Raw genomic sequence first — 22,034 nt, 5'->3', positions numbered from 1 at the left:
TGGTCAGCGTCCCTCTTCCATCCAGGTGGCGTGCGGGCCGTCGAGGACGATGTCCCACTGGTAGCCCATCGAGAACTCCGGAACCGACTTCTCGTGCACGTAGGTGGCGATCAGGCGCTGTCGCGCCGCGTCGTCGGTCACCGACTGGAGGATCGGGTCGTACGGGAACAGCGGGTCGTTCGGGAAGTACATCTGCGTCACGAGGCGCTGGGTGAACGCCGGGCCGAAGACGGAGAAGTGGATGTGCGCGGGGCGCCAGGCGTTGGTGTGCTGGGCCCACGGGTACGGGCCCGGCTGGATGGTCGTGAACTTGTACCAGCCGTCGTCGTCGCTGAGCGTGCGGCCGACGCCGGTGAAGTTGGGGTCGACCGGGGCGTCGTGCACCTCCGCCTTGTGCGCGTAGCGGCCGGCCGAGTTCGCCTGCCACAGCTCGATCAGCTGACCGCGCAGCGGCCGCCCGTCGCGGTCGACCAGGCGGCCCTCGACGGTGATGCGCTCGCCGATCGGCTTGCCCGGGTGCTGGATCGTCAGATCGTTGTCGATCTTCGTGATGTCACGCTCGCCGAAGGCGGGAGCGGTGAGCTCGATCAGCTCCGGGTCCTTGGCGACGTCGATGTTGATCGGCGGCTGCTTGGGGTGCCGGAAGGTGGAGGAGCGGTACGGGGCGTAGTCGCGCCGCGGGTGGTGTTCGACGGGTGCGCCCTCGGCGAGGCCCTTGTAATAGGCCTCGCGGTTGGCGGCGATCTCCGCGTCGATGTCGTGCTGGGTGAGAGCCATGGGGGAGGGGACCTTCCTGACCTTCCTGAGGTCTCTAACGTTCCAGGACGAGGGCGAGGCCCTGGCCCACGCCGATGCAGAGCGTGGCGACGCCGACGCCGGAGCCCTCGCGGGCGAGCTGGTGGGCGACCGTGCCGGCGAGCCGGGCGCCGGACGCGCCGAGCGGGTGGCCGAGCGCGATGGCGCCGCCCTGCGGGTTGAGTACGTTGTCGACGTCGAACTCGGGCCACTCGGCGACGCAGCCGAGCACCTGCGCGGCGAACGCCTCGTTCAGCTCCAGAGTCGACAGATCGCCAAATCCCTTGCCAGCCTTGGCGAGCGCCCGGTTCGTCGCCTCGACTGGCGCGAGCCCGAAGTAGTGCGGGTCGATCGCGGAGACACCAGTGGCGGAGATCCGGGCGAGCGGCTCGCGCCCGGTGGCCTTCAGGCCCTCCTCGTCGACGAGGAGCAGCGCGGCGGCGCCGTCGTTCAGCGGCGAGGCGTTGCCCGCCGTGACCGTGCCACCCTCCTTGCGGAACGACGGCCTGAGCTTCGCCATCGCTTCGAGGGTGGTGGTGGCGCGCACGGACTCGTCGGCGGAGACGGCGGACGGGTCGCCCTTGCGCTGCGGGACGGTGACGGGCGCGAGTTCGGCGTCGAACAGGCCGTTCTTCTGCGCCGCGGCGGCCTTCTGGTGGCTGGCGAGGGCGAACTCGTCCTGCTGCTCGCGCGTGATGTGGTGCTTGTCGGCGATGAGTTCGGCCGACTCACCAAGGGACACCGTCCACTGCGGCTCCATCTTCGGGTTGACCATGCGCCAGCCCAGCGTGGTGGAGAACAGTTCGGTGCTCGCGGCCGGGAACGGCTTGTCGTTCTTCGGCAGCACGTAGGGCGCGCGGGTCATCGACTCGACGCCACCGGCGACGGCGATGGACGCGTCGCCGACCGCGATGGCGCGGGCCGCCTGGATCACGGCTTCGAGGCCGGAGGCGCACAGCCGGTTCACGGTCACACCCGGTACGGAGGTGGGCAGCCCGGCGAGCAGGCCCGCCATGCGGGCCACGTTGCGGTTCTCCTCGCCCGCGCCGTTGGCGTTGCCGAAGTACACGTCCTCGATCCGGGAGGGGTCCAACTGCGGGGTGCGGGCGACCAGTTCACGGATCGCGTGCGCGGCGAGGTCGTCCGGGCGGACGGCCGCGAGGGCGCCGTTGTAGCGGCCGATCGGGCTGCGTACGGCATCGACGATGTAGACGTCCTTGACGTTCCTGCTCACTTGGCTGCCTCCTTGGCTGCCTCTGGGACGCGCACCTTCGCGGCGGTCTTCTCGACGACTTCCTCGGCGGTCACGCCCGGCGCCAACTCGACCAGTTCCAGGCCGTCTTCGGTCACGTCGAGCACGGCGAGGTCGGTGATGATCCGGTCGACGCAGCCCTTTCCGGTGAGCGGCAGCGAGCACTCCTCGACGATCTTCGGGGAGCCGTCCTTCGCCGTGTGCGTCATGGTGACCAGGACGGTACGGGCGCCGTGCACCAGGTCCATGGCGCCGCCGATGCCGGTGATCATCTTGCCGGGTACGGCCCAGTTGGCGAGGTCGCCGTTCGCGGAGACCTGCATGGCGCCGAGCACGGCGACGTCGATGTGGCCGCCGCGGATCATCCCGAAGGAGAGCGCGGAGTCGAAGAACGAGGCGCCGGGCAGGACGGTGACCGTCTCCTTGCCCGCGTTGATCAGGTCCGGGTCGACCGCGTCGTCGGTGGGGTACGGGCCGGTGCCCAGGATCCCGTTCTCGGACTCCAGGATCACCTCGACGTCGCCGCCCAGGTAGTTGGGGATCAGCGTCGGCAGGCCGATGCCGAGGTTCACGTACTGGCCGTCGCGCAGCTCGCGGGCGGCGCGGGCGGCCATCTCTTCACGGGTCCAGGACATCAGTTGCTCACCGTCCGCTTCTCGATTCCCTTGTCGACGGCCTGCTCCGGCGTCAGCGCGATGACGCGCTGCACGAAGATGCCCGGCAGGTGGACCTGGTCCGGCTCGATCTCGCCCGGCTCCACCAGCTCCTCCACCTCGGCGATGGTGATCTTTCCGGCCTGCGCGGCAAGGGGGTTGAAGTTCCGCGTGGACTTGTTGAAGACCAGGTTGCCGTGCCGGTCGCCCTTGGCGGCCCGGACGAGCGCGAAGTCGGTGCGGATGCCGCGCTCCAGGACGTACTCGACGCCGTCGAACTCGCGGACCTCCTTGGGAGGCGAGGCCTTGGCGACGCCGCCGGTGCCGTCGTAGCGCCAGGGCAGTCCGCCGTCGGCGACCTGGGTGCCGACGCCGGCCGGGGTGTAGAAGGCGGGGATGCCGGCGCCGCCCGAGCGCAGCCGCTCCGCGAGGGTGCCCTGCGGGATCATCTCGACCTCGATCTCGCCGGCCAGGTACTGCCGGGCGAACTCCTTGTTCCCGCCGATGTACGAGCCCGTGACGCGCGCGATCCGCCCGGCGCTCAGCAGGACGGCGAGGCCGGAGTCCATGGCGCCGCAGTTGTTCGACACCACCGACAGGTTCCCTGTGCCCTGCTCGTACAGCGCCTTGATCAACGTGTTCGGTACGCCGCTCAAGCCGAACCCGCCGACCGCGAGGGACGAACCGTCCCCCACGTCGGCGACGGCCTCGGCGGCCGTGGCGACAACCTTGTCCATCCCTGCCAGCCTCATCTCCGCGAAGTGCTCAGTGGGTGCTCATGACGTTCTCATGAACTGCTCAGCGCACTGAGTATTTTCTGGGTGCCGCTCACGTTGCCACTGGGTGTGTGAACCGTCAATAGTTCCCAGGGAAATGCGTGTATGGACTCGACAAGCGGATACGGGGTGCCGGATCCTTGCTCAGTGCACGGCCGTTTTCAGCGGCGCAACGACTGCAGACGGAGGACCGCCATGGCCGCGGTGGATCTGACCGCCCATCCCGGGCACCTCGCCCGGCGGCTCCAGCAGGCGCACTATCTGCTGTGGAACACGATGGTCTCCGAGGAGATCACGTCGCCGCAGTTCGCGGTCCTCAACGCGTTGGTGGCCGAGCCGGGTCTTGATCAGCGCACCGTGGGGGAGCGGGTGGGGCTCGACCGTTCCACTATCGCCGAGGTTGTCACCCGGCTGACCCGTCGGGAGCTGGTCGACAAGGTGCGTGACCCGCAGGACGGGCGGCGCTGGCTGCTGCGGCTCACGCCCGGGGGGCTGCGCACGCACAAGAAGCTGGCCGTGCGCACGGCCCGGATGAACCAGGTCTTCCTGGCGCCGCTCGATGCGGAGGAGCGGGGGGTGTTCTTCGACGTGATCCAACGGGTGTGCGGTGCGGCGGAGCGCCTTCGGGATCCGGGTGAGGTGGTTGCGGCGGAGGCCTAGGCACCCACCCGGCGTCGCGCTCTCGGGGCTCCGCCCCGGACCCCGCTGCTCAATCGCCGCAGGGGCTTAAAAGACGCGCCTCAATCGCCGGCGGGGCTTGATTGCGCGGGCCTGTGCACATTGGCCGACGGAGGGATCTGCGTTTCAAGCCCCTGCGGCGATTGAGCAGGCCTTTTAAGCCCCGCCGGCGATTGAGGCGCGGGGTCCGGGGCGGAGCCCCGTGGCCGGGTCAGCGGTTGGCCAGCACCAGCCATACCGGCCCCGGTGCGAACGGTAGGGGCGTGCCGGTGTCCGGTGACGTGAACGTCGTGCCGGAAGTGGCCGCCGGACGGCGCCAGCGCGCGTCGTGGGACCGGCCGTCCCGGAGGACGATCGCCCTCCCATCCCCCACCGTGCGCGACCGCGGCGACGTATTGCCCGACCGGTCGTGGAAGCGGGACGGCTCCACGTCGACGTACTGGACGACGACCGTCGGCGCGCCGAGCCGCTTGCCGGAGGCGGTCGTCGCGGCGCGCCCGTCCATACTCACGAGCCAACGGCTCTCCCGCGCCGACCAGTTGAAGGTGAACCGGGCAGCGGGGAAGCGCACCGTGCGCTCCGTCTCGGCCCGCCCACCCTTGGGCACGCGCTCGGCGAACTCGAACCCGGCCGCCTCCCCCGCCCGCACCCCCGCCGCGGGATCGCCCAGTTTCGCGGGCCGCAGATACAGGTTGTGCGGCGCCGGCCTGTCCGAGCCCCGGAAGTACGCGCCACCCGCCTCGCCCGGCGCCGCCGCCCGCAGTGGCGCCGCGTCGATGGAGGGCCGCAGTGCACTCTGCGCCCCGGAGTACGCGAGCGTCGGCCGGTCGAACTGACGCAGTAGCTCAAGATCGGTCTCGCGGGCGCTGCGCACAGGACCGACCACCTCGGGCAGCCGCGAGCCGAATACCGCCATCAGCCGGCTCAGCCCGGCCTCGACCTGCTCCACGTACACGAGGTCGGCCTCGTCGAGCCCGGTCTGCGGCCGCGCCGCCCCCACATTGTCGACCTTCACGGCGAGCAGTGGCGCCCGCGCCGTCGCCGAACTCCCGCCCCCGGGCAGCCGGTTCGCCGTACAAGCCGAGGCGAACACCCCGAGAGCCCCGACCATGACCGCACGCCTGCGCATCTCGTCCACGCACCTTGAATACCCACGGGCGCACGCCCTTCACCCCGCGCTCAGCGCAGCACATCCGCCAGGTCGAACGACACCGGTTCCTCCAACTGCGCGTACGTACAGGTCTCCGGCGTGCGGTCCGGGCGCCAGCGGCGGAAGCGGGCCGTGTGGCGGAAACGGGCGCCGTTCTCCATGTGCTCGTACGCCACCTCGGCCACCAGTTCGGGGCGCAACGGGATCCAGGAGAGGTCCTTCTTGCCGGTCCAGCGGCTGGTCGCGCCCGGCATCCGCCTGCCCTCGTGCGCCGCCTCGTCGGTCCAGGCCGCCCACGGGTGGCCCTCGGCGGGCAGCTCCATGCGCAGCGGTTCCAGCTCGGCCACCAACTCCGTGCGGCGCTTCATCGTGAAGGCGGCGCACACCCCGACGTGCTGAAGAATGCCCTCGTCGTCGTACAGGCCGAGGAGCAGGGAGCCGACGACCGGGCCGCTCTTGTGGACGCGGTACCCGGCGACCACGCAGTCCGCGGTCCGCTCGTGCTTGATCTTGAGCATGACGCGTTCGTCCTGCCGGTAGCGCAGCGTGAGCGGCTTGGCGACGACGCCGTCGAGGCCCGCGCCCTCGTACTGCTCGAACCAGACCTGGGCGAGCTCCGCGTCGGTGGTGGCCGGCGCCAGGTGCAGCGGGGCCGAGGCGTCCGCGAGGGCCTGTTCCAGGAGCGGTCTGCGGTCGGACAGCGGCAGCTCGACCGTGGACTCGGAGCCGAGCGCGAGGACGTCGAAGGCCACGAAGGAGGCGGGCGTGCGCTCGGCGAGGGTCTTCACGCGGGAGGCCGCAGGGTGGATCCGCTCGGTGAGCGCGTCGAAGTCGAGCCGCCCGTCGCGCGCGATCACGATCTCGCCGTCGAGTACGCAGCGCTCCGGGAGCCGCTCGGCGAGCGCCGCGACCAGCTCGGGAAAGTACCTGGTCAACGACTTGGTGGTACGGCTGGTGAGCTCGATCTCGGGACCGTCCCTGAATACGATCGCCCGGAAGCCGTCCCACTTCGCCTCGTAGTGCATCCCGGCGGGGATCTTGGCGGCGGACTTGGCGAGCATCGGCTTGACCGGTGGCATCACGGGAAGATCCATGTACCGATTCTGTCCTCTACGGTGCAATGTCGCCCGGTATTGCCATGTATCGTCCGGTATGCGCGCTACGTCCTTTCGGCCTAGCGTGAGCGCATGGGCGGCAAGGGCGCGGCAGTGGAGCTGGAAGCGGGCGGTCGGACGGTGCGGCTGTCCAGCCCCGACAAGGTGTTCTTCCCCGACGGCGGGAAGGTGACGTACACCAAGCTCGACCTCGCGAACTACTTCCTCGCGGTCGGCGACGGCATTCTGCGCGCCCTGCGTGACCGGCCCACCACCCTTGAGCGCTACCCCGAGGGCGTGACCGGCGAGTCCTTTTACCAGAAGCGCGCGCCGAAGAACCTGCCCGACTGGATCCCCACCGCCACGATCACCTTCCCCTCGGGGCGCACCGCCGACGAGATGTGCCCGACGGAGATCGCCGCGGTGATCTGGGCCGCCCAGTACGGCACCCTCACCTTCCACCCCTGGCCGGTGCGCCGCGACGACCCGGACCGCCCCGACGAGCTGCGCATCGACCTCGACCCGCAGCCCGGCACCGACTACGCGGACGCGGTGCACGCGGCACGCGAACTGCGCGCCGTGCTGCACGACTTCGGCGGCCTGCGCGGCTGGCCCAAGACCTCCGGCGGACGTGGACTGCACGTCTTCGTCCCCATCGAACCGCGCTGGACGTTCACCGAGGTGCGCCGCGCGGCGATCGCCTGCGGCCGCGAACTGGAGCGGCGCATGCCGGAGTTCGTCACCACGGCGTGGTGGAAGGAGGAGCGCGGCGAGCGCATCTTCGTCGACTACAACCAGACGGCCCGCGACCGCACCATCGCCTCCGCGTACTCGGTGCGCGCCCGCCCGCACGCGCCCGTCTCCGCCCCGCTCACCTGGGACGAGCTGGGCGACGCGCTGCCCCGCGACTTCGACATCGTCACCATGCCGAAGCGGTACGCCGAACTCGGCGACGTACACGCCGACATGGACAAGGAGCGGTTCTCCCTCGACGCCCTCCTGGAGCAGGCCGGGCGCGACGAGAAGGACCGCGGCCTCGGCGACCTGCCGTACCCGCCCGAGTATCCGAAGATGCCGGGCGAGCCCAAGCGCGTCCAGCCGAGCCGCGCCAGGCACGAGGAGGGTGAGGGCAGTTGACCACGCCTACACGGCTGCCGCCCGGTGTGTCACCCGGCCACCGAGTACCGTCAACTGCACTGGTACGTCGGGGAGTTCGGTCGCCGGTGCGGCGACCGGATCCACGGCGAACGCCGTGAGGTCGGCCCGGAACCCGACCGCGATCCGCCCCGCGGTCCGCTCCTCACCGGCGGCGTAGGCCGCGTTCACGGTCATCGCCCGCAGCGCCTCCATACCGGTGAGCGCCTGCTCGGGCCCGTGCGGCGGCAGCGCGAGATCCCGGCTCGGGCGACGGTGTCGCGCCCCGGCCAGCACGCTCAGCGGCGGATACGGCGCGATCGGCCAGTCCGAACCGAGCACGACCGTCGCCCCCGTGTCCCACAGATCCCGGCAGCGCCAGGCCCGCCCCGCCCGCTCCTCGCCGAGCCGCCGCGACCAGTTGTCGCTGTGATCGGCCCGCGTGAAGTCGCAGCAGTGCGTGGGCTGCATCGACGCGATCACCCCAAGGTCGGCGAAGCGCCGCACCGTGTCGTCCGGCACCGTCTCGATGTGCTCGACGCGATGCCGTACGTCGCCGGGGGCTCCGGCCCGCGCTTTGGCCACGGAGTCGAGCGTGTGCCGCACCGCCGCGTCACCGATGGCGTGCGTCGCGGTGGGCACACCGGCACGGTGCAGTGCGCCGATGACCTCGGTGTACGCGTCCGGGTCCGGCCAGAACGCGTGCGTCGACTCCCCGTGGCAGTCGGGGTGCTCCAGCCACGCGGTGCCGTTGTCGATGGTGCCGTCCATGAACAGCTTCACGCCGTCCACGCGCCACAACTCGCCGCCCCGTGCCTGAAGTTGAACCAGCCGCTCTACGGCATCGGCGTCCGCGCCCGGCTGACACCACGGCGCGACACGCAGCCGCACGGCCAGCTCGCCGGCCTCGTCCAGCTCCTCGTACAGCTCAAGACTGTCGCCATTGGCGTCCATGGCGTGACCGCCGGTGAGCCCGCTCGCCGACATCTCCCGCAGCGTCCGCGCGAGCCGTTCGCGGCGCTCGGCGCGGGTGGGCTGCGGCGCGGGCCGCTCGACCAGTTCGCAGGCGGCGTCCTCGAGGAGCAGCCCGGTGGGCCTCCCCGCCGCGTCGCAGACGATCTCGGCGGCCTGGTCGAAGGTGCGCGGCCCGTCGACCCCGGCGAGTTCGAGAGCGCGGGGGCTCGCCAACGTCGAGTGCGCGTCGAAGAGTTGGAGCAGTGCAGGGATTCCGTCGAGCACGGGCGACAGCGCGGCCGCTTCCACGGGCCGCTCCCCGAACACATTCGGGTCGAGCCCCCAGGCGTGCAGCCAGGCGCCGGGCGCCAGTTCCCGCGCGGCGCGGGCGAGCGCCACGCGCACGTCCTCCAGGTCGGTGCAACGGGACAGGTCGAGCCCGGCCGTGAGCTCGGTGCCGTGCACGGGGTGCATGTGCCCGTCGACGAGTCCGGGTGTCACGACGGCGCCCTTGAGATCGACGACGACGGTCCGGGCCCCGGCGAGCGCACCCACCTCCCGGTCATCACCGAGCGCGGTGATGACTCCGTCGGTGGCGGCAAGGGCAGTGTGCGGCCCGCTCCCACCATCGACGGGGTCGAGAAACCGGGCGTTGAGGAGTATCAGGTCGGGGTGATGCATGGGGTGGAACTCCAGTTGCGTCGAGAATTGGTGTGCTGAAAGGGAGGGGGCAAGCAGGTCCGGCCACTGTCAAGCCCCGCCGGCGATTGAGGCGCGGGGTCCGGGGCAGAGCCCCGCGCCCGCAACGCCGTCGCGCGTCTACGAATCCAACGCCCCCTCAACAAGCCCCAGTTCACGCTCGGCGACCCGAAACGCCATCCGCGCCACCCCGGCCGGCAGGCCCTCCGTATGGCCTGGATCGGCCCCGAGCCCATCCAGTACCACCAGAATCTGCATCGCCACGACCTCCGGATCCCCCGTCCGGAACTCCCCGCTCGCCACGCCCTCCGCGAGGAGCCCCGTGAGCCGCCCCAGCCAGTCCGTCTCCTGCGCGTCGACGCGCACCCGCAGCGCAGGCCGGTACCGCCGCAAATGACGGGCGTTGAGCCACAGCCGGCTGATGTCGTCCCACGCGGGCCCGGAGGTCCGGGCGAGGAACGTGGCAAGCCGATCCACGGCGGACGTGTCACCGCCCCCCTCGGGGAGCAACGCATTCAGTTCCGCCGTGGCCGCGTCCCCGAACGCCTCCGCCACGAGCTCCTCCACCGAGGGGAAATAGTGGCTCACGAGGCCCGGACGCACCTCCAGATCCTCGCCGATGCGCCGCAGCGTAATGCACTCCAGACCTTCGGAAAGCGCAATCGAAGCCGCCTTCGCAACGATTTCCGCACGTCTGGCGGCCGGAGATTTTCGGATTCGCTTGCGCTCAACGCTTGACGGCATGCCGGTCACGCTATTGAGTGTGCGACCAATAAGCAAGCAGGTGGCACGAGAGACCAGCACCCTGGAGGGCCCGATGGCGTCCACACTTCCCGACCCCTGCCCGGACACCGGCGGAGCGGCAGAGCACACCGCGGGCGGACCACCCGGCGAACCCCCAGCGGCAGCCACCCGCATCGAGGCCCACGGCATCGACCACATCCCCGATTCCGAACGCCACGGAAGGGCCAGCGAGTTGTTCTCGGTCTGGGCCGCGGGGGGCATCAACTACCTGGGCCTGGTGGTCGGCGGCGCCCTGGTTCTGATGGGCCTGAACCTGTGGCAGGCCCTCGCCGTGCTGGTCGTGGGCAACCTGTTCTGGATCCTCACCGGCTGGCTCTCCGTCTCCGGCCCCGCGGCCGGCGCCCCCAGCGAGGTCATCACCCGCGCCCTCTTCGGCGTCATCGGAAACCGCGTGAACAACGCGATCGTCGGCTGGGTGATCTCCGTCTGCTACTTCGCGCTGAACCTGTCGGCCGCCGCCGTCGCCGCGTTCTCGCTGGTCGCGAAGGTCGGCATCCCCGTGAACACGGGGGTGAAGGTCGCCGTCATCGTGGTCATCGCGGCGCTCACCCTGACCATCAGCGTCTATGGCCACGCCCTGATCGTGAAGCTGTACCTGCCGATCACGCTCGTGCTCGCGGTGGTCTTCGCCGTCGTGGCCGTCGTGGTCGTCCAGCACGCCGACTTCGGCTACGTACCCGAGCACCACCTCACCGGGATCGACCTGTGGGCCACGGTGCTCGCCGGTGTCAGCCTCATCGCCGCGGGCCCGCTCTCGTACACCACCAGCGCGGACTTCTCCCGCTATCTGCCCCGCACGACGCCGAAGCGGGCGATCGTCGGCTGGACCGCGCTCGGCGGCTTCGTGCCGGGTGTGCTGGTCTCGCTCCTGGGCGTGCTCGCCGCCACGACCGTCGACATGTCCGACCCGCAGGCAGCCCTGGAGAAGATCCTCCCCGGTTGGTTCACACCGGCCTTCCTGTTCGCCCTCGTCCTCGGCACCATCGCCGTCAACGCCCTGACCGCGTACAGCGCGGGCCTCGCACTCCAGGCCGTCGGGCTGCGCATCCGCCGCTCCGTCAGCGTCCTGTTCGACGGCACGGCCGCCGTCGCGCTGACCCTGTACGGGCTCCTCGTCTCGAACTTCCTCGACACCGTCAACAACGTCCTGCAACTGACCGTCGTGCTGCTCGGCCCGAGCGTGGCGATCTACGCGACCGACATCGTGCTGCGCCGCAACCGCTACGACGGGATCGCCCTCACCGACGAGTCGCGCGGCAGCCCGTTCTGGTACCGAGGAGGCGTCAACTGGGCAGGCGCCCTTTCCCTGTTGGCCGGTGCCGTGACATCCGCCCTCTGCGTGAACACCCTCTACTTCACCGGACCGATCGCCGCCGCCCTCGGCCACGTGGACCTCGCGCTGCCGGTCGGCATGGTGGTGGCGTGCGGCTGTTACGCGCTGACGATGCGGCGCCCGGTGGCACTGCGGAACGTGACCGTGCCGTGACGCGATCCTCGCTCATCCCGCACAACCGGCTCTGGACAGCGCCTACCGGGAAGTAGAGCATCGGTGCCACCTGTACATGGCATTGATCATCGAGGGAGCCGCGTTGAGCAAGGACCGTACGTACGACTACGTCATCGTCGGGGCCGGATCCGCCGGCTGCGTGCTGGCCGGGCGGCTCTCCGAGGACCCTTCCGTCAAGGTCGCCCTCGTCGAGTCGGGGCCGCGCGACCGCAAGACGGAGATCAGGATCCCGGCCGCGTTCCCGAAGCTGTTCAAGACGCCGTACGACTGGAACTACTCGACCACCAAGCAAACCGCCCTGGACGACCGGGAGTTGTACTGGCCGCGCGGTCACACGCTCGGCGGTTCCTCCGCCATCAACGCCATGATGTGGGTGCGCGGCCACCGCGCCGACTACGACGCCTGGGGTGAGGCCGCCGGATCGCCGTGGTCCTACGACGAGTTCGTGCGCTACTTCCAGCGTGCCGAGCGGTGGCAGGGCGACCCGCGCGCGGACGGCGAGCACACGGTGTACGGCACGACGGGGCCGCTGCACATCTCGCCGCCGCGCCACCCGAACCCGACCACGGGTGCGTTCCTCGACGCCTGCCGCGCCCAAGGGCTGCGCGAGCTCGACGAGTTGAACCAGGCCGACCACTCCGGCTTCGCTCTGACCCCGCTCAACCAGTACCGCGGCCGCCGCTGGAGCGCCGCCGACGGCTACCTCAAGTCCGCCGCGCGCCGGCCCAACCTCGACATCTACACCGGTGCCCGCGTCGCCCGCATCGACTTCGACGGCACCCGCGCCGCCGGTGTCGTCGCCTCCGGGATACCCGCGGGCACCCTGCGCGCCACCCGCGAGGTCATCCTCTCCGCGGGTGCCATCAACTCTCCGCAACTGCTGCAACAAGCGGGCATCGGTGACCCGGAGACCCTCGCCGAGGCGGGCATCGACACCTTCGTCGCCTCGCCCGACGTCGGCCGGCACCTCCAGGACCACCTGATGTACGCGCTGAACGTGCGCGCTGCCAAGCCCATCACGCTGACCGGAGCGGACTCGCCCGCCAACATCGCCCGGTTCCTGCTCGGCGGCCGCGGACCGCTCACGTCGAACGTCGGCGAAGCCGTCGCTTTCCTGGCCACCAAGCCCGAACTGGCAGCGCCCGACATCGAGTTGATCTACGCGCCGGTGCCGTTCGTGAACCACGGCCTGGAGGAGCCGACCGAGCACGGCCTGACCCTCGGCGTGATCCTGCTCCAGCCCGAGAGCAGGGGCCGGATCACCCCGACGGGCCGCGACACGCAGCCCCGGATCGACCCGGACTACCTGGCCCACGACGAGGATGTGCGCACGCTCGTCGCCGGTGTGCGCCGCGCCGAGGAGCTGCTCGCCCAGAGTGCTCTCGCCGCGCACCACACCGAGCCGATGGGCGGCTACCCCGGAGTCGTCGACGACGAGGCGCTCACCCGGTCGGTGCGGGCGACGGCCGAGACCCTGTACCACCCGGTCGGCACCTGCCGGATGGGCTCCGACGAGGGCTCGGTCACCGACCCCCGCCTGCGCGTGCGCGGCACCGAGGGCCTGCGCGTCGTGGACGCCTCCGTCATGCCGCGCATCACCCGCGGCCACACGCACGCGCCCACGGTCGCCCTCGCGGAACGGGCGGCCGACCTGATCCGCGAGGACGCCACCAAGTAACTAGCCACAAACGGTAGTTGCCTACGAACCCACGCTCACCGTGAACCGGCGCGGATTGCCGTCGTGCGCCGCGCCGGACACGTCCGGCTGCCCCTCGGCCTGCACGTCGTCGTACGGGAAGGCGTAGCCGATGGGTGAGTTGGCGTGGACGATGCGCGACCAGTGGTTGGTCGTGGCGTCCTGGTAGTAGTCCGCGGACGTCAGGCCGTTGGGCTGCTCGGCGTGTGTGAGCATGACGCTGCGGTTGAACCCGGCGGCGAGGCGGGACAGGATGCCCTTCTTGTCGTCGGAGTCGTCCGGGTTGTTGGCGAAGGGCCCGTGGTTGCAGGTGAAGATGTCCTTCGAGGCGGGCTTGGAGAAGGTGTGCCCGCCGTTGAAGGTGAGGGTGTCGCCGCTGACCCGGCCCGTGAACACGCCGCGCCCGCCCTGCAGGTCGATCTTCAGGTCGGTCGAGGCGTACTTCTCCCACACCTTGTCGACGTAGGCGCCCCACACGTCGCGGAACGGCATCTCGTCCGGCTTGTCGAAGTACGGGGCCATGAGGTTCTGCGGGGAGATCACGCGCAGCACCTTGCCGTCCTCGCCCTTGATGGCGAGCTTGTCCCAGGGCTGTCCGTCCTTGGCGGCCTGCGCCGCGAGATCCGAGGCGATCTTGTCGATGGCGCCGTCGGGGAACGGGGCGACGGTGTGCGTGGCGTCGCCCTCCAGCTTGATCCCGATGGGCAGGGCCGTGATCAGGTCGACGTAGCTGATGTTGGAGTACAACTGCTCGGAGTTGAAGGTGAATTCGGCGAACGCCCAGGTCTTGCCGTAGTTCGCGTCCTCCTTCGTGGCGAAGGCCGGCTCGACGAGCGAGGGGCCGGGGTTGAGGAAGAACTCGAGCTTGTCGTCGCGCACGAAGTAGACGCGGGCGCCGTACATCTGAGGCAGCGTCACGACCTTCGGGGCGGAACCCGCGGCGCCGAGCGGGATGGCGCAGTCGACGGGCAGCGGGGTCTGCGGGGCGCTCGGTGACTCGGGGTGGTAGACGCTGCCGTCGGCGCGCAGCAGCACCCAGTTCCCGGTCCCGTTCTCGTGGCCGGTGACGTACGCGTGCACCGTGCCGCTCAACGACTTGTTCTCCAGGGCCAGTTCACACGTGGCCGGGGCGGCGCCCGCGGTCCATGAGGGGAGGGTGAGTGCTGCGGCCGTCGTGGCGATACCCGCTCCGGCGCCGGCGAGAAATATTCTGCGCGAGATCACGATGCGCACTCCCTGAATGTGGGGGGTGTGTGGGGGAGCCCTACTGTGGCGAGAGAGGCCGGAGGCGTCAAGACTTCGCACAGGGAGCGCTCCCACGTTTTGTTTTGGTTCAACAGTTGAAGGCGGAGCGTTCGGTTCCTTTGGTCTGAACCAGCGCAGGTCAGCGTGGTGCGAGGGCGTTGTCAGTGCCCGGTGCAAGACTCGGCAGTCCGGAAAAAGAAACCCTCGACGAGGAGGGCAAGACCCATGATCACTACGGAGTTCGTGGACGGCGCGCCGAACTGGATGGACCTCAGCACCCCCGACATGGACGGTGCGATCTCCTTCTACGGCGGCCTCTTCGGCTGGACCTTCCAGTCGGCAGGACCGGAGGCCGGCGGGTACGGAATGTTCCAGCTGGAAGGCAGGACGGTGGGCGGTGCCATGACGGTCACCGCGGAGCAGGGCGAGCCCGGCTGGACCGTGTACTTCCAGAGCGCGGACGCGGATGCCACGGCGAAGGCGGTCGAGCAGGCCGGCGGCACCGCGGCCCTGCGGCCGATGGACGTCTTCGACCTGGGCCGCATGGCCGTCTTCGCCGACCCCGCGGGCGCCCACTTCGGCATCTGGCAGCCGGGGAAGAACAAGGGGCTCGAGTACATCAAGGACGACGGCGGGCTGAACTGGGTGGAGTTGTACGTCCCGGATGTGGCCGCCGCGAAGCGGTTCTACGGCTCGGTCTTCAACTGGGGCGCGTTCGACGTCGAGTTCCCCGGCGGCAGCTACACGACGATCAACCCGCCGGGCACGGACGAGAACGCGATGTTCGGTGGCGTGGTCCCGCTGGACGCCGACCCGGCGGAGGCGCCGGCGGGCCCGCACTGGCAGCCGTACGTCCACGTCCCGGACGTGGACGCGACGGCGGACCGCACGCAGGAGCTGGGTGGCACGGTGCGGTCGGAGCCGGTCAGTATCCCCGGCGTCGGGCGGATCGCGAAGCTGACGGATCCGTACGGTGCGGCGTTCGCCGTGCTCAAGGGGGACCCGGAGCAGCGGTGACCGTTGCGTGTCGGCGGTCGGGCGTGGGGTTGCGGGGCTCTGCCCCGGACCCCGCGCCTCAATCGCCGGCGGGGCTTAATAGTGGGGCTTGATTGCGCGTTGATTGAGCGTTGATCAAACGTTTTTCGGGTGGCGGCAGAGTGGCCGGCATGTACGCGAACACGACCCTTACGCCTGCCGGCCCCACCTGGCAGGACCAGGCCCTGTGCGCCCAGACCGGTGCCGAGTTCTTCTTCCCCGAGCCGGGCAGCTCCGTCCGCGAGGCCAAGACGATCTGTGGTCTGTGCCCGATCCGGCAGAGCTGCCTCGAGTACGCCCTCACCCACGACGAGCGGTTCGGGGTGTGGGGCGGCCTCTCGGAGAAGGAACGGCATCGGCTCAGGCGCACCTGACGCTTACGGACGCGGTCAGGCGCCGGCCGCCCGCGCCGCCATCCGTGCCTTGCGGGCCGCCAGCTTCTCGTCGAACTTCGAGGCCTCGGTGTCCAGACCGTTCATGAACAGGCCGAGTTCCTCCTGGGCCTTGAGGCCCTCGGGGCCCAGGCCGTCGATCTCCATGACCTTCAGGAAGCGCAGCACGGGCTGGATCACGTCGTCGTGGTGGATGCGCATGTTGTAGACCTCGCCGATCGCCATCTGCGCGGCGGCCCGCTCGAAGCCGGGGATGCCGTGCCCCGGCATCCGGAAGTTCACGACGACGTCGCGCACGGCCTGCATCGTCAGGTCGGGGGCGAGCTCGAAGGCGGCCTTGAGCAGGTTGCGGTAGAAGACCATGTGCAGGTTCTCGTCCGTGGCGATACGGGCGAGCATGCGGTCGCAGACCGGGTCGCCGGACTGGTGGCCCGTGTTGCGGTGCGAGACGCGGGTGGCCAGCTCCTGGAAGGAGACGTAGGCGACCGAGTGCAGCATCGAGTGCCGGTTGTCCGACTCGAAGCCCTCGCTCATGTGCGACATGCGGAAGGATTCCAGCTTGTCGGGGTCGACGGCGCGCGAGGCGAGCAGGTAGTCGCGCATCACGATGCCGTGCCGCCCCTCCTCCGCCGTCCAGCGGTGCACCCAGGTGCCCCACGCGCCGTCGCGGCCGAACAGCGAGGCGATCTCGTGGTGGTAGCTGGGGAGGTTGTCCTCGGTGAGCAGGTTGACGATGAGGGCGGTGCGGCCGACTTCGGTGACCTTGGACTGTTCCTTGGACCAGGCCTCGCCGTCCTCGAAGAACTCGGGGAAGTTGCGGGCGTCGGACCACGGCACGTAGTCGTGCGGCATCCAGTCCTTGGCGACCTTGAGGTGCCGGTTGAGCTCCTGCTCGACGACTTCTTCCAGCGCGTGGAGCAGGCGGGCGTCGGTCCACGTGGTCGACGAGCCGAGGCGGGGGGAGATGACGGTCACGGAGGCTCCTGGGGGACGGAGGTAATACGAGCGGAGATACCTACGGTGTCGTAGGTTACGTTGCCGTAGGTTAAGCGCCCAATAAAGACGGCGGTTACGCGTGGAGGTCTCGCAGGCGAACTGAGAGGCAGGTCACACACCCCTCCAGCTTCTCGAACTCGGAAATGTCGACCAGAACCGGCTCGTAACCGAGGTCCGCGAGCCGCTCCGCCGACTTCGGCGCGCTCTCCGCCATGAGCAGCCGGTCCTCGCCGAGCAGCACCACGTGCGCCCCCGACTCCTCGGGCACCGGCAGGAAGCGCGGGAACAGCGAGGGGTGCTCGACCAGCGGTGGATGGCCGATGACGGTGCCGTCGGGCAGTGCGGTCACCGCGGTCTTCAGGTGCAGCACCTTGGACAGGGGGACGGCGACCACGCGCGCGCCGAGCGGTTCGAAGACGGCGCGCAATTGCGCCACCCCCGCCGCGTTGGTGCGCCCGCCGCGCCCTACGTAGATCGTGTCACCGACCTTCAGTACGTCGCCTCCGTCCAGGGTGCCCGGCTCCCACACCCAATTGACGGAGCAGCCGAGCCGCGCCACGGCCTCCTCGACGCCCGGCGTCTCCGGGCGCCGCGACTCGGCCCCCGACCGGGTGATCAGTGCCACGTTCCGGAAGACCACCACCGCGTCCTCCACGAACACGGCGTCCGGGCACAGGTCGACCGGCTCCACCAGGAAGGTCTCCCAGCCGTGCGCCTCCAGCGCGGCCACGTACCCCTTCCACTGCTGCTGCGCCTTCGCGGCGTCGACAGGGGTCCGCTCGATGTGGGTGACGAGCCCGTCCGCGATGCGCGGTCCGGGGCGGCGGACGAGGGCCTTCTTGCTGGGCACGACGTACTCCATGACGAAGAGCGAGAGTGACGGTGCGCACATCATGCACAGGGCGACACGTGTCGCGGAATCCCCTGTTACGCGGCCGTCACCTCCCCCTCACCCGTTCCGTCCGCGCCCGCGACGGCTCGCCGCAGGTGCTCCGCCGTGAACGAGCCCTCCGCGCCGAGCAGTTGGGCCGGGGTGCCCTCGAAGAGCACCTCGCCGCCGTGCCGGCCGCCCTCCGGGCCCAGATCGATGATCCAGTCCGCCCGCCGGACCACATCGAGGTTGTGCTCGACGACGACCACGGTGTTGCCCGCGTCGACGAGCCGGTCGAGCAGCGCCACGAGCCCGTCGACGTCCGCCATGTGCAGGCCGGTGGTCGGCTCGTCCAGGACGTACGTCGCGGCGTGGCGGTGCAGCTGCGTGGCCAGCTTGATGCGCTGGCGCTCGCCGCCGGACAGGGTGCTCAGCGGCTGGCCGAGCGTGAGATACGTGAGGCCGACATCGCGCAGGGCGCGCAGCCGGCGGCGTACGCCCTTGTCGTCCAGGTCCGCGAAATAGTCGAGGGCCTGCGCTGCCGTCATGTCGAGCACGTCCGCGACACTGCGACCGCGCACGGTGAGGCCGAGCACCTCTTCCTTGAAACGCCGCCCGCCGCAGGCCTCGCACACCGTGGTCACCGGGTCCATGAACGCCAGATCGCTGAAGATCACGCCGCGTCCCTCGCAGGACTCGCAGGCGCCGCCCGAGTTGAAGCTGAACAGGCCCGGCTCCGTGCCGGTCTCGCGCGCGAACACCTTCCGTACGGTGTCCATGATCCCGAGATACGTCGCCGGGGTGGAGCGCCCCGAGATCCCGATGGACGACTGGTCGACGACCACGGCCTCCGGGTGCGCGGCGCACAACGCTCCGGACACCAGGGAGCTCTTTCCGGACCCGGCGACCCCGGTGACGGCGGTGAGCACCCCGGTCGGCACCCGCACGGTGACGTCCTTGAGGTTGTGGACCCGGGCGCCCTCGACCCGTACATGGCCGCTCGCCGTGCGCGGGTGCTCCTTCACCCCGCCCGTGCGGCGCAGGCACCGTCCCGTGAGCGTGTCCGCGCGCCGCAGCGCGCCCGGCGTGCCCTCGAACACCACGCGCCCGCCGTCGGCGCCGCCCGCCGGACCCATGTCGACGACGTGATCGGCGACGGCGATCACATCGGGATCGTGCTCCACGACGAGGACGGTGTTCCCCTTGTCGCGCAGGCGCAGCAGCAGATCGTTGAGCCGCCCCACGTCGCGCGGGTGCAGGCCCACGCTCGGCTCGTCGAAGATGTACGTCATCCCGGTCAGGCTGGAGCCCAGGTGCCGCACCGTCTTCAGGCGCTGCCCCTCGCCGCCGGACAGCGTCGACGTCTCCCGGTCCAGGCTGAGATAGCCGAGGCCGATCGCCTCGATGCGCTCCAGCGCGGTGACGGCGGCCCCGGCGATCGGCCCGGCCACGGCGCCCTTGATGCGGCGCAGTACCGGGATCAGCTCGCCGACCTCCATGCGCGCGCACTCGGCGATGCTCAGGCCCTCGACGCGGGTGGTGAGCGCGGCGGCGTTCAGGCGCGCCCCGCCGCACGCCGGGCAGGTGCCCTCGGTCAGGTACTGCTTCACCAGGTCGCGCGTTCGCTGGCTGAGCGTCGACAGGTCGCGGTTGAGGTACAGCCGCTCGAAGCGGTCGGCGAGGCCTTCGTAGGAGATGTCGCGGCTGCCGCCCGTGTTGTCCACGTTGACCTTGGTGCCGGTCCCGCGCATCAGGAACTCCCGCTCGGCAGCGGTGAATTGGCCCACGGGCTTGGCGGTGTCGAGGTCGGTGGTGTTCGTGTACGTCTGCCCCTGCCAGGTCCCGGCGGCGAACGGCGGGAACAGCACCGCGCCGCCCGCGAGGGACTTCGACGGGTCGAGGATGCGCTCGTAGTCGGGGCGCACGGCGCGCCCGAGCCCGTCGCACGCCGGGCACATCCCGCTCGGGTCGTTGAACGAGTACGCGGTCGCGCCGCCCGCGCTCGGTGTCCCGTGCCGCGAGAACAGCACGCGGATCACCGAGTACACGTCGGTCATGGTGCCGACCGTGGACCGGGAGTGCCCGCCGATCGGCCGCTGGTCGACGACGATCGCGGGAGTGAGCTCCTCCAGCGCCTCCGCTTGCGGCTTCTCGTGCTTGGGCAGCCGGTTGCGGACGAACCAGGGGTACGTCTCGTTCAGCTGTCGCTGCGACTCCACGGCGATGGTGTCGAAGACGACGGACGACTTGCCCGATCCCGACACTCCGGTGAAGACGGTGAGCCGTTCCTTGGGGATACGCAGGGTGACGTCCCGGAGGTTGTTCTCGCGGGCGCCGACGATGCGGATGTAGGTGCGCTGCATGTCAGCGACGCTAAGCGGGATACCCGACACCTTTTGTCGTGTATCCCGCCCTTTTTCCGTCTACTGGGCTACTGGACTTCGACTACTGGACTACTGGACTACGCGGCCCGCACCTCCTCCAGCGTCGCGTCCCGCAGCGTCCCGTCCATCAGCAGCCACCGGGTCACGCCGATCGACTCAAGGAACGGCAGGTCGTGGCTGGCCACGACGAGCGCGCCCTCGTACGACTCCAGGGCCGACGTCAGCTGGTGCACGGACGCGATGTCCAGGTTGTTCGTCGGCTCGTCCAGCATCAGCAGCTGCGGCGCGGGCTCGGCGAGCATCAGCGCGGCGAGCGCCGCACGGAAGCGCTCGCCGCCCGACAGGGTGGCCGCCGGCTGGTCGGCCTTGGCGCCCTTGAACAGGAAGCGGGCGAGCCGCGCCCGGACCCGGTTGTTCGTGGCATCCGGCGCGAACCGAGCCACGTTCTCGGCGACGCTCAGCTCCTCGTCGAGCACATCGAGCCGCTGCGGCAGGAACCGCAGGGGCACGTGCGCGAGGGTCTCGCCCGCGACCGGGTCGAGCTCGCCCGCGATGGTGCGCAGGAGCGTCGTCTTGCCCGAGCCGTTGCGCCCGACCAGTGCGATGCGTTCGGGGCCGCGCAGCTCCCACTCGCCGTCCACCCGTGCCCCGTAAGCGAGTTGGAGCTCGCGCAGGGTGAGCACGGAGCGGCCCGGCGGCACGGCCGTGTACGGCAGGTCGACGCGGATCTCGTCGTCGTCGCGCACCGCCTCCACGGCCTCGTCGAGCCGCTCCTTCGCCTCGGCGAGCTTCTCCTCGTGCAGGATGCGGTGCTTGCCCGCGGAGACCTGGGCCGACCGTTTGCGCAGCTTCATCACCGCCCTCGGTTCGCGTTTGATGTCGTACATCTTCTGGCCGTACCGCTTGCGCCTGGCCAGCTTGACGTGGGCCTCGGTCAGTTCGTGCTTCTGCTTCTTCAGATCGGACTCGGCGACCCGCACCATCCGCTCCGCCGCCTCCTGCTCGGCGGCGAGCACCTCCTCGTACGCGGAGAAGTTCCCGCCGTACCAGGCGACCTCGCCGTCCCGCAGATCGGCGATCTGGTCGACGCGGTCCAGGAGTTCACGGTCGTGGCTGACCACGATCAGCACTCCGGACCAGGCCTCCACGGCGGCGTACAGACGCTGCCTGGCGCGCAGGTCGAGGTTGTTGGTGGGCTCGTCGAGCAGCAGGACGTCGGGGCGGCGCAGGAGGAGTGCGGCGAGCCGCAGGAGCACGGACTCGCCGCCGGAGACCTCGCCGATCGTGCGGTCGAGGTCGACGTGGCCGAGACCGAGCTCGCCGAGCATGGCTGCCGCCCGCTCCTCGACGTCCCAGTCGTCGCCGACCGCGGTGAAGTGCTCCTCCCGTACGTCGCCGGCCTCGATGGCGTGCAGGGCGGCGCGGGTGCCGGCGATGCCGAGCGCCTGGTCGACGCGGAGCGCCGTGTCGAGGGTGACGTTCTGCGGCAGGTGGCCGACCTCGCCGGACACCCGCACGGTGCCTTCGACCGGATTCAGGTCACCGGCGATCAGCTTCAACAGGGTTGATTTACCCGACCCGTTGAGGCCGATGAGTCCGGTGCGGCCGGGGCCGAAGGAGACCTGGAGGCCGTCGAAGACGCCGGTGCCGTCGGGCCAGGCGAAGTCGAGGGCGGTGCAGGCGACGGAGGCGGGGGCGGAGCCCGGGTGGGTGGAGGGATGTGACATGAGGTGGCCTCGCGGTTGCTCGGTGTGAACGGTGGGATGCAACGCGTTCGAGACACCGCGGGGGCGAGGGCCACAAAAAAGGGCCTGTTCCGGCGGGGAGGACGGCTCGGGGTACCGAGGTCGCACACGCACGACGACATGACGCGACTGCGTCACTTGCGCGGTGTCTCAGGACCTCAGTCGAGCAACGTC

At 70.3% G+C, this 22,034-nt stretch carries 19 protein-coding genes; 6 read left to right on the top strand and 13 right to left on the bottom strand.

Going from position 1 to position 22,034, the window contains the following annotated elements:
* Positions 1–3 precede the first annotated feature (3 nt).
* The 4 genes from pcaH to ACIRHA_RS10545 are packed head-to-tail and all read right to left on the bottom strand — an operon-like array spanning position 4 to position 3,437.
* Positions 4–777 carry a protocatechuate 3,4-dioxygenase subunit beta gene (gene pcaH / locus ACIRHA_RS10560; RefSeq protein ID WP_403842695.1) on the bottom strand — a complete coding sequence of 258 codons (774 nt, stop codon included), beginning with the start codon at positions 775–777 and terminating at the stop codon, positions 4–6.
* Positions 778–811: 34 nt separating this feature from the next.
* Positions 812–2,029 carry a thiolase family protein gene (locus tag ACIRHA_RS10555; RefSeq protein ID WP_403842692.1) on the bottom strand — a complete coding sequence of 406 codons (1,218 nt, stop codon included), beginning with the start codon at positions 2,027–2,029 and terminating at the stop codon, positions 812–814.
* Positions 2,026–2,682, bottom strand: coding sequence for a CoA transferase subunit B (locus ACIRHA_RS10550; protein WP_403842689.1), 657 nt, complete (start codon positions 2,680–2,682; stop codon positions 2,026–2,028). The genes ACIRHA_RS10555 and ACIRHA_RS10550 overlap by 4 nt, the downstream gene beginning before the upstream one ends.
* Positions 2,682–3,437 (bottom strand): CoA transferase subunit A, encoded by a 756-nt coding sequence (locus ACIRHA_RS10545; RefSeq protein WP_403842686.1) that lies wholly within the window; start codon positions 3,435–3,437, stop codon positions 2,682–2,684. The genes ACIRHA_RS10550 and ACIRHA_RS10545 overlap by 1 nt, the downstream gene beginning before the upstream one ends.
* A 234-nt stretch (positions 3,438–3,671) precedes the next feature.
* Between ACIRHA_RS10545 and ACIRHA_RS10540 the strand changes: the two genes are divergently transcribed.
* Complete coding sequence (locus tag ACIRHA_RS10540; protein ID WP_403842683.1) at positions 3,672–4,136, top strand: MarR family winged helix-turn-helix transcriptional regulator; 465 nt, start codon at positions 3,672–3,674, stop codon at positions 4,134–4,136.
* Positions 4,137–4,365: 229 nt separating this feature from the next.
* Here the strand turns inward: ACIRHA_RS10540 and ACIRHA_RS10535 are convergent, their stop codons facing one another.
* Positions 4,366–5,283 (bottom strand): DUF3048 domain-containing protein, encoded by a 918-nt coding sequence (locus ACIRHA_RS10535; RefSeq protein WP_403842680.1) that lies wholly within the window; start codon positions 5,281–5,283, stop codon positions 4,366–4,368.
* Between the two features lie 50 nt (positions 5,284–5,333).
* Complete coding sequence (locus tag ACIRHA_RS10530; RefSeq protein WP_403842677.1) at positions 5,334–6,398, bottom strand: ATP-dependent DNA ligase; 1,065 nt, start codon at positions 6,396–6,398, stop codon at positions 5,334–5,336.
* A gap of 93 nt (positions 6,399–6,491) precedes the next feature.
* On the opposite strand from ACIRHA_RS10530, the gene ligD reads away from it, so the two are divergent.
* Entirely contained in the window at positions 6,492–7,535 is a 1,044-nt protein-coding gene (gene ligD, locus ACIRHA_RS10525) for a non-homologous end-joining DNA ligase (RefSeq protein WP_403842674.1), read from the top strand.
* Between the two features lie 6 nt (positions 7,536–7,541).
* Here the strand turns inward: ligD and ACIRHA_RS10520 are convergent, their stop codons facing one another.
* Entirely contained in the window at positions 7,542–9,167 is a 1,626-nt protein-coding gene (locus ACIRHA_RS10520) for an amidohydrolase (protein ID WP_403842671.1), read from the bottom strand.
* Between the two features lie 138 nt (positions 9,168–9,305).
* The gene (locus ACIRHA_RS10515; protein ID WP_403844407.1) at positions 9,306–9,929 is read right to left on the bottom strand and encodes a TetR/AcrR family transcriptional regulator; all 624 of its coding nucleotides are present in this window, start codon (positions 9,927–9,929) and stop codon (positions 9,306–9,308) included.
* A 73-nt stretch (positions 9,930–10,002) separates the two neighbouring features.
* On the opposite strand from ACIRHA_RS10515, the gene ACIRHA_RS10510 reads away from it, so the two are divergent.
* Positions 10,003–11,475: a purine-cytosine permease family protein gene (locus tag ACIRHA_RS10510; RefSeq protein WP_403842668.1), complete on the top strand. Its 1,473-nt coding sequence runs from the start codon at positions 10,003–10,005 to the stop codon at positions 11,473–11,475.
* 76 nt (positions 11,476–11,551) lie between these two features.
* On the top strand, positions 11,552–13,174 hold the full coding sequence (locus ACIRHA_RS10505) for a GMC family oxidoreductase (RefSeq protein ID WP_403842665.1): 1,623 nt from the start codon (positions 11,552–11,554) through the stop codon (positions 13,172–13,174).
* 21 nt (positions 13,175–13,195) lie between these two features.
* Here ACIRHA_RS10505 and ACIRHA_RS10500 read toward each other — a convergent pair whose 3' ends face one another.
* Positions 13,196–14,416 (bottom strand): glycoside hydrolase family 64 protein, encoded by a 1,221-nt coding sequence (locus ACIRHA_RS10500; RefSeq protein WP_403842663.1) that lies wholly within the window; start codon positions 14,414–14,416, stop codon positions 13,196–13,198.
* Positions 14,417–14,662: 246 nt separating this feature from the next.
* On the opposite strand from ACIRHA_RS10500, the gene ACIRHA_RS10495 reads away from it, so the two are divergent.
* Both ACIRHA_RS10495 and ACIRHA_RS10490 read left to right on the top strand, forming a co-directional pair.
* Positions 14,663–15,454, top strand: coding sequence for a VOC family protein (locus ACIRHA_RS10495; RefSeq protein WP_403842660.1), 792 nt, complete (start codon positions 14,663–14,665; stop codon positions 15,452–15,454).
* Between the two features lie 149 nt (positions 15,455–15,603).
* Entirely contained in the window at positions 15,604–15,846 is a 243-nt protein-coding gene (locus ACIRHA_RS10490; protein WP_326018084.1) for a WhiB family transcriptional regulator, read from the top strand.
* 15 nt (positions 15,847–15,861) lie between these two features.
* Here the strand turns inward: ACIRHA_RS10490 and ACIRHA_RS10485 are convergent, their stop codons facing one another.
* The 4 genes from ACIRHA_RS10485 to ACIRHA_RS10470 form a co-directional block, all read right to left on the bottom strand.
* Positions 15,862–16,839, bottom strand: a complete 978-nt coding sequence (locus ACIRHA_RS10485; protein ID WP_403842656.1) for an acyl-ACP desaturase — start codon at positions 16,837–16,839, stop codon at positions 15,862–15,864.
* 94 nt (positions 16,840–16,933) lie between these two features.
* Positions 16,934–17,710, bottom strand: coding sequence for a dimethylargininase (gene ddaH, locus ACIRHA_RS10480; protein WP_403842653.1), 777 nt, complete (start codon positions 17,708–17,710; stop codon positions 16,934–16,936).
* A gap of 77 nt (positions 17,711–17,787) precedes the next feature.
* On the bottom strand, positions 17,788–20,094 hold the full coding sequence (locus ACIRHA_RS10475) for an ATP-binding cassette domain-containing protein (protein WP_403842650.1): 2,307 nt from the start codon (positions 20,092–20,094) through the stop codon (positions 17,788–17,790).
* A 98-nt stretch (positions 20,095–20,192) separates the two neighbouring features.
* Positions 20,193–21,842 carry an ABC-F family ATP-binding cassette domain-containing protein gene (locus tag ACIRHA_RS10470; protein WP_403842647.1) on the bottom strand — a complete coding sequence of 550 codons (1,650 nt, stop codon included), beginning with the start codon at positions 21,840–21,842 and terminating at the stop codon, positions 20,193–20,195.
* Positions 21,843–22,034 lie beyond the last annotated feature (192 nt).

The organism is Streptomyces sp. NPDC102360, from assembly GCF_044766085.1.
Lineage (GTDB): Bacteria > Actinomycetota > Actinomycetes > Streptomycetales > Streptomycetaceae > Streptomyces.
The sequence above is the reverse complement of the archived record's forward strand: the minus strand, read 5'-3'. Positions and strand labels throughout refer to the sequence as shown.

Excerpts from the sequence above, each read along its gene's own strand:
- pcaH (WP_403842695.1), bottom strand. The coding sequence starts at position 777 with ATGGCTCTCACCCAGCACGACATCGACGCGGAGATCGCCGCCAACCGC.
- ACIRHA_RS10515 (WP_403844407.1), bottom strand. The coding sequence starts at position 9,929 with ATGCCGTCAAGCGTTGAGCGCAAGCGAATCCGAAAATCTCCGGCCGCC.
- ACIRHA_RS10475 (WP_403842650.1), bottom strand. The coding sequence starts at position 20,094 with ATGCAGCGCACCTACATCCGCATCGTCGGCGCCCGCGAGAACAACCTC.
- ACIRHA_RS10490 (WP_326018084.1), top strand. The coding sequence starts at position 15,604 with ATGTACGCGAACACGACCCTTACGCCTGCCGGCCCCACCTGGCAGGAC.
- ACIRHA_RS10505 (WP_403842665.1), top strand. The coding sequence starts at position 11,552 with ATGGCATTGATCATCGAGGGAGCCGCGTTGAGCAAGGACCGTACGTAC.
- ACIRHA_RS10520 (WP_403842671.1), bottom strand. The coding sequence starts at position 9,167 with ATGCATCACCCCGACCTGATACTCCTCAACGCCCGGTTTCTCGACCCC.
- ACIRHA_RS10495 (WP_403842660.1), top strand. The coding sequence starts at position 14,663 with ATGATCACTACGGAGTTCGTGGACGGCGCGCCGAACTGGATGGACCTC.
- ACIRHA_RS10550 (WP_403842689.1), bottom strand. The coding sequence starts at position 2,682 with ATGTCCTGGACCCGTGAAGAGATGGCCGCCCGCGCCGCCCGCGAGCTG.
- ACIRHA_RS10535 (WP_403842680.1), bottom strand. The coding sequence starts at position 5,283 with ATGCGCAGGCGTGCGGTCATGGTCGGGGCTCTCGGGGTGTTCGCCTCG.
- ACIRHA_RS10510 (WP_403842668.1), top strand. The coding sequence starts at position 10,003 with ATGGCGTCCACACTTCCCGACCCCTGCCCGGACACCGGCGGAGCGGCA.
- ACIRHA_RS10540 (WP_403842683.1), top strand. The coding sequence starts at position 3,672 with ATGGCCGCGGTGGATCTGACCGCCCATCCCGGGCACCTCGCCCGGCGG.
- ACIRHA_RS10530 (WP_403842677.1), bottom strand. The coding sequence starts at position 6,398 with ATGGATCTTCCCGTGATGCCACCGGTCAAGCCGATGCTCGCCAAGTCC.
- ligD (WP_403842674.1), top strand. The coding sequence starts at position 6,492 with ATGGGCGGCAAGGGCGCGGCAGTGGAGCTGGAAGCGGGCGGTCGGACG.
- ACIRHA_RS10470 (WP_403842647.1), bottom strand. The coding sequence starts at position 21,842 with ATGTCACATCCCTCCACCCACCCGGGCTCCGCCCCCGCCTCCGTCGCC.
- ACIRHA_RS10545 (WP_403842686.1), bottom strand. The coding sequence starts at position 3,437 with ATGGACAAGGTTGTCGCCACGGCCGCCGAGGCCGTCGCCGACGTGGGG.